This is a genomic window from Microbacterium aurantiacum (assembly GCF_040532595.1).
In the GTDB taxonomy this organism is placed as follows: domain Bacteria; phylum Actinomycetota; class Actinomycetes; order Actinomycetales; family Microbacteriaceae; genus Microbacterium; species Microbacterium chocolatum_B.
Genome location: NZ_JBEVYX010000002.1, coordinates 527,598 through 539,564, shown reverse-complemented (window position 1 = coordinate 539,564; position 11,967 = coordinate 527,598). Strand labels below are relative to the sequence as shown.

General features: G+C 70.3%; 11 protein-coding genes. 7 read left to right on the top strand and 4 right to left on the bottom strand.

Annotation, left to right across the window (positions count from 1 at the left end):
• The first annotated feature begins 44 nt into the window (after positions 1 to 44).
• Positions 45 to 422 (top strand): hypothetical protein, encoded by a 378-nt coding sequence (locus ABXJ56_RS14795; RefSeq protein ID WP_354000479.1) that lies wholly within the window; start codon positions 45 to 47, stop codon positions 420 to 422.
• An 87-nt stretch (positions 423 to 509) separates the two neighbouring features.
• Entirely contained in the window at positions 510 to 1,289 is a 780-nt protein-coding gene (locus ABXJ56_RS14790; RefSeq protein WP_354000478.1) for an isocitrate lyase/PEP mutase family protein, read from the top strand.
• Between the two features lie 18 nt (positions 1,290 to 1,307).
• On the opposite strand, the gene ABXJ56_RS14785 is transcribed toward ABXJ56_RS14790, so the two are convergent.
• Positions 1,308 to 1,475 carry a methionine/alanine import family NSS transporter small subunit gene (locus tag ABXJ56_RS14785; RefSeq protein ID WP_354000477.1) on the bottom strand — a complete coding sequence of 56 codons (168 nt, stop codon included), beginning with the start codon at positions 1,473 to 1,475 and terminating at the stop codon, positions 1,308 to 1,310.
• Entirely contained in the window at positions 1,472 to 3,082 is a 1,611-nt protein-coding gene (locus ABXJ56_RS14780) for a sodium-dependent transporter (RefSeq protein ID WP_354000476.1), read from the bottom strand. Before ABXJ56_RS14780 ends, ABXJ56_RS14785 begins: the two co-directional genes overlap by 4 nt.
• Before the next feature lie 354 nt (positions 3,083 to 3,436).
• Here ABXJ56_RS14780 and rpsA point away from each other — a divergent pair, with 354 nt between their 5' ends.
• Positions 3,437 to 4,891, top strand: coding sequence for a 30S ribosomal protein S1 (rpsA, locus tag ABXJ56_RS14775; protein WP_354000475.1), 1,455 nt, complete (start codon positions 3,437 to 3,439; stop codon positions 4,889 to 4,891).
• Between the two features lie 60 nt (positions 4,892 to 4,951).
• Here the strand turns inward: rpsA and ABXJ56_RS14770 are convergent, their stop codons facing one another.
• Positions 4,952 to 5,929 carry an FUSC family protein gene (locus tag ABXJ56_RS14770; protein WP_354000474.1) on the bottom strand — a complete coding sequence of 326 codons (978 nt, stop codon included), beginning with the start codon at positions 5,927 to 5,929 and terminating at the stop codon, positions 4,952 to 4,954.
• A 63-nt stretch (positions 5,930 to 5,992) separates the two neighbouring features.
• Here ABXJ56_RS14770 and ABXJ56_RS14765 point away from each other — a divergent pair, with 63 nt between their 5' ends.
• The 4 genes from ABXJ56_RS14765 (at position 5,993) to ABXJ56_RS14750 (ending at position 11,217) form a co-directional block, all read left to right on the top strand.
• Positions 5,993 to 7,576, top strand: coding sequence for an MFS transporter (locus tag ABXJ56_RS14765; protein ID WP_354000473.1), 1,584 nt, complete (start codon positions 5,993 to 5,995; stop codon positions 7,574 to 7,576).
• Positions 7,573 to 8,307, top strand: a complete 735-nt coding sequence (locus tag ABXJ56_RS14760) for an aminoglycoside 3'-phosphotransferase (protein WP_354000472.1) — start codon at positions 7,573 to 7,575, stop codon at positions 8,305 to 8,307. The genes ABXJ56_RS14765 and ABXJ56_RS14760 overlap by 4 nt, the downstream gene beginning before the upstream one ends.
• A 145-nt stretch (positions 8,308 to 8,452) precedes the next feature.
• Positions 8,453 to 10,039 carry an ATP-binding protein gene (locus ABXJ56_RS14755; RefSeq protein WP_354000471.1) on the top strand — a complete coding sequence of 529 codons (1,587 nt, stop codon included), beginning with the start codon at positions 8,453 to 8,455 and terminating at the stop codon, positions 10,037 to 10,039.
• Positions 10,036 to 11,217, top strand: coding sequence for a hypothetical protein (locus ABXJ56_RS14750; protein ID WP_354000470.1), 1,182 nt, complete (start codon positions 10,036 to 10,038; stop codon positions 11,215 to 11,217). Before ABXJ56_RS14755 ends, ABXJ56_RS14750 begins: the two co-directional genes overlap by 4 nt.
• Here the strand turns inward: ABXJ56_RS14750 and ABXJ56_RS14745 are convergent.
• The gene (locus ABXJ56_RS14745) at positions 11,208 to 11,948 is read right to left on the bottom strand and encodes a response regulator transcription factor (protein ID WP_354000469.1); all 741 of its coding nucleotides are present in this window, start codon (positions 11,946 to 11,948) and stop codon (positions 11,208 to 11,210) included. The genes ABXJ56_RS14750 and ABXJ56_RS14745 overlap by 10 nt on opposite strands.
• Between the last annotated feature and the right edge of the window lie 19 nt (positions 11,949 to 11,967).

Here is an 11,967-nt window from a genome sequence, read left to right as displayed (position 1 = left end):
CGCGTCGGCGTGCGCGCGGATCGGACGCCTGCCATTCTGAGCGCATGCGAATCTCGAGAGTCCTGACGGCTTCGGCTGTGGCGGTCGGTCTGTTCTCCCTCGCGGCCTGCGCTTCGCAGGATCCCGCGCCCACGCCGGTCATCGCGCCGGTGACAGTCGACGTCGGCGACCTGCAGGGGGAGACGGTCGATCTGGTCGTCGGGCAGGTGCTCAACATCAACACCGGCGACCTCGCGGTGGACAGCTACAGCGGCGAGGTCTCCGACACCGCCGTGGCGGAGTTCACCGCCGGGCGCGAAGAGGGCGGCACGGTCTTCAACCCCGGTGTCACCGCACTCGCCGAGGGATCGACCACGGTCGTACTGGAGAACTCCGACGGCGGCATCGAGCCGGTGACCTTCACCGTCGACGTCTCACGCTGAGCTCGGGCGGCGACGTCGCATCCTCTCCCCGGAGGGCGTGCGGCGCAAGTCCCCGTTCGGCCGGTGGGCGATCGTTACCGTGAGGGCATGACCACTGCACAGGACAAAGCCCGCACCCTCGCCGATCTGCACCGCGCTCCCGAGATCCTCCGCGTCGTGAACGTATGGGACGCGGTCTCCGCGGCCACCGTCGCGGCACTCCCCGAGACGCGTGCGATCGCGACCGCAGGGCACTCGATCGCGGCGACCTTCGGATACCCGGACGGCGAGAACATCCCGCGTGAACTCATGCTGGACATGGTCGCCCGCATCGTCGAGACAGCGGGTGCGCTGCCCGTCAGCGCGGATCTGGACGCCGGCTTCGGCGACCCGGGGGAGACGGTGCGACGTGCCATCGGCGTGGGCGTCGTCGGGGCGAACATGGAAGACCGCCTTCGTCCGCTGGAGGATTCCGTGCGCGCCGTAGCCGCCGCCGTCGCCGCCGGAGAAGCGGAGGGCGTCCCCTTCGTCCTGAACGCGCGCACCGATGCGTTCGTGCGGGCGGGCGACCGCCCGGTCCGCGAGTCCATCGACGACGCCGTGGCGCGCGGGCGCGCCTACCTCGACGCCGGTGCCGACCTGGTCTTCGTCCCCGGCATCCTGTCGGCCGATGTCACCCGCGCACTGGTGGACGGCATCGGCGAGCGGAAGATCAGCGTCATCGGACTCCCCGGCGCGCTGTCGGCGGCTGAGTACGAGACCCTCGGGGTGGCGCGCATCTCGTACGGCCCGATGACCCAGCGGGTCGCGCTCACCGCGCTGCAGGACGTCGCGTCCGATCTCTACGCCGACGGAGTGATCCCCGAGGACACGCGCGCTCTCAACTGAGCCGTGGGGTGGGTCGGGTCACGTATCGCGTTCGACGGGCCCGGCATCCTCGCGCTGGTCGTCCGTGCCCCCGGCGGGGAACTCGGCCCGCTCGGGCTGCCGGGCCAGGAAGACCACGCTTCCGATGAGCCCGCCCCAGACGACCACGATCGCCAAGACGAGGAAGGTGATGGCGATGGGGGTCATCGTGCGTCCTTTCGGCGGGCGAGCAGAGTCGTCGCGGAGGCCTCGTCGACCGGGGGCCACGCGGTGAAGTCATCGGGTCGCCTCTTCCACGGGACGAGCGGGAGGACGACGGCGGCGATGACGAGGAGGAGCACGGTGCCCCATCCGACGACGGCGAGGTACTCCCCGGGATACCCCTCGTAGCCGTCGATGAGGAGGGAGATGATCCGCGTCACCAGCATGTAGGTCAGGACGACCGGCGCGAGACCGCCGACCAGGAAGACCCACACCCTGCCGACCTGGAAGGTCGAGACGGCGTTGAGGTGGAAGCGCAGCTCGCCGCCCTTCCGGAGCACCCAGATGACGAGGATGGACGTCGCGATCGCGGAGGCGACGATGCCGATGTTGTTCGCCCAGTGATCGGTGGTGTCCAGGGCGATGAGGCCGGTCGTGGTCGAGAACAGCAGGACCGAGAGGATCGCCGAGACCACCCCGAGCGAAACGGCCGCGCGACGGGGCGAGAGCCCTGTCTTCTCCTGGATGGCGGCCGACACGACCTGCAGCACGGACAGGAGCGAGGTGAATCCCGCCATCACGAGCGAGCCGAAGAACAGGGCTCCGAAGATCGGGCCGCCCGGCATCTGCGACACGATCGCGGGGAACGTGATGAAGGAGAGCCCGACACCCGTGAGCCCCTCGAGTTCAGCCACCGAGACGTTCTGCTGGAACGCGAAGAACCCGAGCGTCGCGAAGACGCCGATGCCCGCGAGGATCTCGAACGACGAGTTCGAGAACGCCACGACCAGGCCCGGGCCCGTGAGATTCGCGCGGCGGCGCCGGTAGGACGCGTACGTGATCATGATGCCGAACGCGATCGACAGCGAGAAGAAGATCTGGCTGTATGCGGCGATCCAGACGTCGGGATTCGCGAGCGCCGCCCAATCCGGGGTGAACAGGGCGTTGAGGCCGTCGGCGGCGCCCTCGAGGAAGAGCGCGCGCACGACCAGGATGAGGAAGGCGATCACCAGCAGCGGCAGGAAGATGACGTTCGCCCGCTGGATGCCCTTCGCGACACCCGCCGCGAGGACCGCGATCACGGCGATCCAGACGATCACGAGCGGGATCAGCACGCCGGGGACGAATTCGAGGCTGAAGCCGGGGTCGCCCACCTGGAGGTACTCGTTGATCAGGAAGGCCTGCGTGTCATCGCCCCAGCGGAGGTCGAAGGAGAAGATGAAGAAGCTCGCCGCCCATGCGATGACCGCGGTGTAGTACAGCCCGATGACGAACGCGATGGCAACCTGGAACCATCCGAGCCCTTCGAGCCAGCGCCCGTGGCGCGGGCCTCCCAGTCGGCGGAACGCGGTCGGGGCCGCGCCGCGGAAGCGGTGGCCGATCGCGTAGTCGAGGAAGAGGATCGGGATGCCGGCGGTGATGAGCGCCACGAGGTAGGGGATGAGGAACGCGCCGCCGCCGTTCTCATACGCCACACCGGGGAACCGCCAGATGTTGCCGAGACCCACGGCCGATCCGATCGCGGCGAGGATGAAGCCGAGTTGGCCGGTCCACTCCTCCCGGGGCCGCTCCGCGGCGGCGGGGCCGGAGGCTCCACGGGCTGCTGAACTCATGAGTACCGTCCTTCGCTGGTCGCTCGGCTGCGTCGCACGCTATCAGGGCGACCGAGTCGGACACAGGTGATTCGACGGAAACAGGAGGATGTCGGCTCGCTCGTCCTGTTCCGGAGCGATCTCCTGTTCCGGGGCGGACCGCGAGAGCCGGATCGCGCGCGGGGCCGGCTCTCTGATAGCCTGAAGTGTCATCCTCAGGACGCGCTTCGGCGTGCCCGCGGCCTCCGGGCCGGAGAGTGACGCGTACGACCCCATCCACCCGGCCTCGGCGAGGGCATCCGCCTGCCTCCGGCATCCGGAGATAACCACATCGTCGGGCCCCGACACCCCAACCCTCCAAGGACAACCCACTACATGACTACCGCAACGACCGCCCCGGCCATCAAGCAGGTCGCGATCAACGACATCGGATCTGCCGAAGACTTCCTGGCCGCGGTCGAGAAGACCCTGAAGTTCTTCAACGACGGCGACCTCATCGAAGGCACCGTGGTGAAGATCGACCGCGACGAGGTCCTCCTCGACGTCGGATACAAGACCGAGGGTGTCATCCCCTCGCGCGAGCTCTCCATCAAGCACGACGTCGACCCCAACGAGGTCGTCAAGGTCGGCGACGAGGTCGAGGCGCTGGTCCTCCAGAAGGAGGACAAGGAAGGCCGCCTCATCCTGTCGAAGAAGCGTGCGCAGTACGAGCGCGCGTGGGGCGACGTGGAGAAGATCAAGGAGACCGACGGTGTCGTCACCGGTCAGGTCATCGAGGTCGTCAAGGGTGGCCTCATCGTCGACATCGGCCTGCGCGGCTTCCTGCCCGCCTCGCTGATCGAGCTCCGTCGCGTCCGCGACCTCACGCCGTACCTCGGCCAGGAGATCGAGGCCAAGATCCTCGAGCTCGACAAGAACCGCAACAACGTCGTGCTCTCGCGCCGCGCCCTGCTCGAGCAGACGCAGTCCGAGTCGCGCACCACCTTCCTCAACAACCTCCACAAGGGTCAGGTCCGCAAGGGAACGGTCTCCTCGATCGTCAACTTCGGTGCGTTCGTCGACCTCGGCGGCGTCGACGGTCTCGTCCACGTCTCGGAGCTGTCGTGGAAGCACATCGAGCACGCGTCCGAGGTCGTCGAGGTCGGCCAGGAGGTCACCGTCGAGATCCTCGAGGTGGACCTGGACCGCGAGCGCGTGTCGCTCTCGCTGAAGGCCACCCAGGAAGACCCGTGGCAGGTGTTCGCCCGTACCCACGCGATCGGCCAGGTCGCGCCGGGCAAGGTCACCAAGCTCGTTCCGTTCGGTGCGTTCGTCCGCGTCGCCGACGGCATCGAGGGCCTGGTGCACATCTCGGAGCTCTCCGGCAAGCACGTCGAGCTCGCCGAGCAGGTCGTCTCGGTCGGCGAAGAGGTCTTCGTCAAGATCATCGACATCGACCTCGAGCGTCGCCGCATCTCGCTGTCGCTCAAGCAGGCCAACGAGTCGGTCGACCCCAACGGCACCGAGTTCGACCCGGCCCTGTACGGCATGGTCACGGAGTACGACGAGAACGGCGAGTACAAGTACCCCGAGGGCTTCGACCCCGAGACCAACGCCTGGCTCGAAGGGTTCGACGAGCAGCGCGAGAAGTGGGAGCAGGAGTACGCTGCGGCCCACGCGCGCTGGGAGGCCCACAAGGCCGCTGTCGCCAAGGCCCTCGAGGCCGAGGCCGAGGCCGTCGCGACCGCCGGTGTCGGCGGCTCGTCGTTCGCCTCCGACAGCAGCTCGGTCGGCACCCTCGCCGACGACGAGGCCCTCGCCGCACTGCGCGAGAAGCTCTCGGGTCGCTGAGACACACCGCTCTGACGGTCGGCGGGCCGGAATCCTTCGGGGTTCCGGCCCGCCGCCGTGTTATCCGACGCCCGGTGCCCGTCGTCCCGAGGGGAGGACGCGAAGGAGCGCGACGGCGCCGGCGGTGACACCGGCGGCAAGGAGGGTGAACAGCACGCGCTCGACATCGCCCTGCAGCAGCTCGTCACGGTCGAAGGTGAGCATCACGACCGCCACGGTCACCGCGGTCGCCGATTGCCAGTAGGCCGCGCCCCGCACCGTGAGGACGACGTTGATCGCGAGCGCGACGAATCCCAGCGCCACCGGCGCAACCGCGGTGGGGAGGATCACCGCCAGAACTGCGGCGAGCGCACCGCCGATCAGGGTGCCCAGAACGCGCGCGCCCAGCTTCGCCCACAGTCGGTCGCGCGTCGGCTGCAGGACGATCGCCACCGTCAGCACCGTCCACCACGCGTTGGAGTCGGGGAACGCCATCAGACTCACGAAAGTGAAACCCCCCGCCAGCACGGCCAGCAGGATGCTGTAGGGCACCGTCGGGGTGGGGAGCTGCGGCCGGGGAAGGGCGCGCCCCCGCAGGGCGACGGACAGCACCGCGGCGATCCACGCGGTGGCGGCGCCGACCACGACGGCCACCAGGACCGGTCCCGCCCACGCACCGGCGCCCTCGACCGGTGTCGTGACCGGCTTGATCACCAGGAGCGCGGCGATCGTCACGACCATCCCGCCCGAGGCGGTGAGACCGCGCCGGGGGAGGACGCTGGTCGCGAGGGCGGCGGCCACCACCACGGCGGTGCCGACGAGCGGCACCGCATCGCCGCTGGACGCGGCCAGCCCCGCGAGCACAGCGACGAGCGTCGACGCCGCCGCCATGCGCCACATGGCCGGCGGACCGCGTCGGACCGATCCCGCCGTCGCGATCACCCCCAGGAGGGTCGGCCCCAGGGCGCTCGACAGGGGAGTGGCCGCGATGACGATCAGCGGCGCGAGCACCGCCCCGACGAGGACGACGAGGCGGGCGGGGCTGATCGGAAGTGCCACGAGGCGATCCTGGCAGAGGGCGCCGCCGACACCGCGGCGACCCGCCTCGCTAGGGTGGGGCGCGTGAGTTCACCCGCCTCGCCGAAGGCTCCCGCCGGCGCACCCCCTCGCGCCCGCCTCGTGCTGACCGCGCTGATCCTCGGCGCCCTGGTCTGCAACATCAATCTCGCTGCGGCCAACATCGCACTTCCCGACATCGGCGACGCCTTCGGGGCGGGCCAGACCGCGCTCAACCTCGTCGCCGTGGGGTGCTCCCTGGGACTCGCGATGTCGGTGCTCTACCTCGGCGCGGTCGCCGACAGGTACGGGCGCAAGCAGCTGCTCGTCCTCGGGCTGGGGCTGACGGTGGTGGTGAGCTTCTTCGCCGCGTTCGCCGCATCCATAGAGATGCTCGTCATCGCGCGGATCTGCACGGGGATCGCCGCGGGGATGGCGTACCCCGTGACGCTGTCGCTCATCACGGCGCTGTGGGCGCCGGGTCGGCAGCGGACGCTCGCGATCGCGCTGTGGTCGGCGGTCTCGGCGACGGCGACGGTCATCGGCTCGGTGCTGGCCGGCATCCTGCTCCTCTGGTTCTGGTGGGGGGCCGCCTTCTTCCTCGCCGTGCCGTTCGCCGTCGCCGCGCTGATCCTGGTCGTGCTGTTCGTCCCCTCCCACGTGGCGGAGAACTCCGACCCGGTCGACCACCTCGGCGGGGTGCTGTCGGTCTTCATGGTCGCGAGCCTCGTCCTCGGGCTGTCCACGGTGTTCGTTCCCGCAACGGCGGTGTTCGGGCTGGTGCTCCTGGTCAGCGGAGCGCTGCTCCTCGTCCTCTTCGGGTGGCGCCAACACCGCGCGCGCTCTCCGCTGTACGACCTGCGCGTCGCGCGACGCCGGATGTTCTGGGCGCCGGCGACCGGAGGTCTCATCGTCTTCGGGTCGCTCATGGGGGCGATGTTCGTCGGGCAGCAGTTCCAGCAGAACATCCTCGGGTACTCCACCCTGGATGCGTCGTTGTCGATCATCCCGGCGGGTGTCGGGCTGCTGATCGTCGCCCCGCACTCGGCCCGTCTGGTCCTCGCGCGCGGCTCCCGCTTCACGATGCTGCTCGGCTACGGGTTCGTCCTCCTCGGCTTCGTCACGATGCTCTTCTGGAACGCCGGCACCCCGTTCTGGTGGGTGAGCGTGGCGTATCTGGTCATCGGCATCGGCGCGGGGTTCGCGATGACCCCCGCCTCGCGGGCGATCACGGAGTCGACCCCGGTCCGCCGTGTCGGGATGGCGTCCGCAACGGCCGATCTGCAGCGCGACCTCGGCGGGTCGATCATGCAGGGCGTGCTCGGCGCCATTCTCGCCGCAGGGTTCGCTCGCTCCTTCGGCACCCTCATCGCCGGCTCCGACGAGGCCGACTCGATCAGTGCGCAGGTCGTCGCCGCCCTCCAGGCGTCCTACGCGTCGGCGATGCACGTGGCCGAGCAGTACCCCCAGTACAAGGATCAGATCGTCCAGGCCGCGCAGCAGAGCCTCGTGGACGGGGCGATCGCGGCATACGCCGTCGGGGCGATCGCGATCGCGATCGGCGCGGTGGTCGTCGGCGTCTTCCTCCCGCGCAAGGATCGTGAGCTGGAGCTCGTCGCCTCGTACGAGAAGGCGGATGCCGGGCGATGAGCATCCCGGCGCACCCGGGCCGGATCCCCGACCGGGTGCGGGCCCTCGCCCCCGACGCGGAGCTGACGGCCGTGTGGGTGAACGACGCCGGCGGCGTGACGTTCCGCGGCGTGCGGCACGACGAGACCGTCTTCGTCAAGCTGCAGCCCCGCGGTGGCGAGACCCCGGTCGCGGCGGAGGTCGAGCGTCTGCACTGGGCCGCCCGGTACACCGCCGTGCCCCGGGTCCGCGAGTGGGGCGCCGAGGGCGATGAGGAGTGGCTGATCACCTGCGGGATGGCGGGGGAGGGCGCCGTCTCCCCGCGCGGCATGCGCACACCGCGGCAGGCGGTCCGGGCGATCGGCGAAGGACTGCGGGCGTGGCACGACCGACTGCCGACGACGACCTGCCCCTTCACATGGAGCGTCGCCGACCGCATATCCGCGGCGCGTGCGCGGGGCATCGTCGTGCCTCCGGCGCTGCACGACGCGCCGGAGGTCGACCGCCTCGTCGTCTGCCACGGCGACGCGTGCGCACCCAACACCCTCATCGGCGACGACGGCCGCTGGGCGGGTCACGTCGACGTCGGCGCCCTGGGCGTCGCCGACCGGTGGGCCGACATCGCCGTCGCGAGCATGAGCCTGGAATGGAACTACGGCCCGGGCTGGGATTCCGAGTTCTACGACGCGTACGGGGTCGCACCGGACACGGTCCGTCTCACGTTCTACCGAGACCTGTGGAATGCGACGTGAGCGCGGGGCGTGTCGCGGCGTCATCCGTCCACGCGAGGACCGCGGCATCCGTTAACGTCCTGGTATGACCCGGCGTGCAACCGGGCCGGCGACTCCCCGTATCGGCCGGCTCGTCGGGGCTCGATCCCCACGAGCCGCATCCGACGTGAGTGATCTCGCGCGCGATCGCGCCGTGCTGCTCAACCAGATCCTGCTCACCGCGGTCGTCTTCATCGTCGCCGGGCTCGCCGTCGTCGGATCCTTCACGGGCGACACGGCGCTGTTCTTCCTGGGGGTCCTGGTGGTCTTCGCCGTCGCCGGGGCGACACTCCTGGTCCCGTGGAACCGGCTGCACCACGGCTGGGTCGCCCTGGTCCCCGCCCTCGACGGCGTCGCGATCACCCTGATGCAGTTCGCGGCGCCGGGGACGACTCTCGGATTGCTGTGGGTCTTCCCCGCGACGTGGCTGGCCGCATCCTTCGGCCTTGTCGGGCTGTGGGGGGTCATCGTCGCCATGGTCGGCGTCAACCTCCTCGTCTTCCTGTCGACGGGGGATCCGCTCGCCGCCATGACGATCCTGATCCCCGTGGTCCTCGTGGCCGTCGCGGTGGGAAGTCACGTGGCCGCCCGGAGGAGCACGGCGCAGCGCAATCTGCTCGTCACGCAGTCCGATCTCCTGCGCCGCCTCCTGGAGACCACCCGTTTGCAGGAGCAGACAGTGACCGAGGTGCTGGACGCCGTCGATTTCGGCGTGATCCGCGTCGACCGTGACGGACGTGTCGCGGTCACGAACGACGCCCACGCGCGTCTGCAGCGCGCTGTCGGGGGCGAAGGCACAGCGCCGGCGTTCCGTGACGACGGCGTCACGCCGCTGCCCGAGGCGGAACGCCCCCTCGAGCGGGCACTGCGCGGCGAGGGTTTCGACGACGCCGTGGCGTGGTTCGGCGCCGATCCTGCGATGCGCCGCGCGCTCAGCATCACCGCGCGGCGTCTCGTCGACGACACGGGTGCGGACGCCGGCGCCGTCGTGGTGTCGCGGGACGTCACGACGGAGCTGCTGGCGCTCCGCGCCAGGGACGAGCTGGTCGCCTCGGTGTCGCACGAGCTGCGGACACCGCTGACGTCGATCATGGGATACCTCGACCTCGCCATCGACGCCCCGGAGACGCCCGGTGACGTGCGGCGCGACCTCCAGGTCGCCGAGCGCAACGCGGAGCGGCTGCTCCTCATCGTCGGCGACATCCTCTCGGCGTCCAGCAGTGCGGCGACCACGGCCACGTCGGTGGAGCCGAGGATCGTGGCCGTGCAGGACATCGTCGCCGCATCCGCACAGGCGCTCCGCCCCCGCGCGGATGCGCGCGGGATCTCCGTCCATCTCGACGAGGTGCGCCCGGCGGACGGATGGGCCGACCCCGACCGGCTGCGTCAGGTGGTGGACAACCTCGTCGCGAACGCGGTGACCTACAACCGGGAGGGCGGGCACGTGCACCTGACGACCGATGCCGACGGGGTGTGGACGCGCATCGTGGTGCGCGACACCGGGCAGGGCATGTCCGAGGACGAGTGCGCACGCCTCTTCCAGCGCTACTACCGCGCGGGCTCCCAGACGTCGGGAACGGGGCTCGGCCTGGCCATCAGTCGCGACATCGTGCGTCAGCTGGGCGGCGAGATCACTGTGGAGAGCACGGTCGGCGTCGGATCCACGTTCGTCGTCAAGGTTCCCGCCGCCGAACCCTCGGAGAGACTGCCATGACCCTCGACCTGCTCAGCGTCCTCGTCGTCTCCAGCGTCGTCGTCAATGTCAGCGGCATCGTCTTCATCGTCGAGACGCTGCTCCGCCGGGACGACGGGGCGGGCCGGGTGTGGGCGCTGGGATTCCTCGCCGCGATGCTCACCACGCTCGCCTACGTGCTCTGGGCGCGCTCGGGAATGGATCTGTGGGCGCTCGCCGCGGGGAACGCGACCTTCGTGACCGCGACGGGATGCATGTGGCTCGGCTGCCGCCGGTTCAATGGACGCCGCATCCGCCGTGACGGCCTCCTCGTGGCCGTGGGCGCCGGTGGTGCCGCCGTCGCGGTACTGGTGGAAGGGCTTCCGGCCGGGGACTGGGCCGGCGCGGTGTGGATGTTCCTGGCACTCACGGCGTTCTCCGCGGCTGCGGCCGTGGAGTGCCTGCGGGGAGTGCTCGGGTCGACGCGGTCCGCCTGGGTCTTGGCGGTCGTCTTCGCGCTGCAGTGCGCGTTCTACGTCGGGCGGACCACGGTCTTCCTCCTCGAGGGACCCGAGAGCGCGTTCTTCCAGTACGCGTTCGGCTCGATCGCGCTGAGCTTCGGCACCGTCGTCCTCACAGTCGTGGCCGTGGTGATCCTGTCGGTCCTCCGGGCCACGAGGGTGCCGCTGCTCGATCAGACGCGGGCGACGCTGTCGGACATCTCACGCGACGGAATCGTCTCGGAGGCGGTGTTCACCGGGATCTGGAGCGCGCTCAGCGTGCGGGCGCGGCAACAGGGCGTGACGCTCGCGCTCGTGGCCGTGCGCATCGACGACCTCGCGCAGATGACGACGGCATTCGGCGGCGATGTGACGGGACTCGTGATCGACGACTGGCGACGCGGCGTGGCGGCTTCCGCGCCGGCCGGCGCGATCGTGGGCGAGGACTCCCGCGCCGGACTGCTGGTCGGATGCGTCGTGGAGGACGCCGGCGGCGCCCGGAGCGCGGCGACGGCGGTGTACCGGGGCGTCTTCGATCGACTCGGGTCGGCGACGCACGGGATCATCCCGGTCGTCGGAGTGGGGGTGGCCGACAGCACGGTCGTCGGCCACGATGCCCAGGAGTTGATCAGCGCCGCGCGCGACGCGGCCATCGACGCGGCCACGCGGGTGGATGCGGCCGTGGTGACCGTCGAGCCGCGGGAGGCGACTCAGACCTGATCCGCCGTCAGGCGGTAGCCGACGCCGCGGACAGTCTCGATCCACCGAGGATCCGTCGGCGATTCCCCGAGCTTCCGTCGGAGGTTGGCGACGTGGACTTCGATGGCGCGCGCGTCGCTCTCGCTGACGAACTCGCCCCCGCCGGGCTCCTCGCCGCGCAGCATGAGGGCGAGATCCGACTTCGCGCGCACACGCCGCCCCGAGGCCAGCAGGTCGGCGAGGATGTCGAATTCGCTGCGTGTGAGCTCGAGATCGCGTCCGTCGACGCTGGCTTCCCGCATCGCGGGGTGCAGGCGTAGCCCGCGGTGCTCACGCCACTCGTCGCCGTCCGCCGCGTCGGAGCCGATCCCGCCCGCCCGGTGACGCGGGCGGCGCAGCATGGCGTCGATACGCGCCCGCAGCTCTCGCGGACGGAACGGCTTGGCGATGTAGTCGTCGGCGCCGGCCTCCAGCCCCTGGAGGGCGTCGATCTCCTCGGTGCGCGCGCTGAGCATGACGATGTAGGTCTCGCTGAAGCTGCGGATCCGCTTCGTCGTCTCGAAACCGTCCATGCCGGGCATGTTCACGTCGAGCGTGGTCACCAGCGGGTCGTGCTGGCGGACGAGCTCGATCCCCTCCGCGCCGGTCGCGGCTTCGAACACGTCGAACCCCGCCTGGGCGAGGATCGTCGAGAGCAGGGATCGGATATCGTCTTCGTCCTCGACGACGACGGCGACACGTGACGGGTCCACAGCACACTCCCTCAGCGCC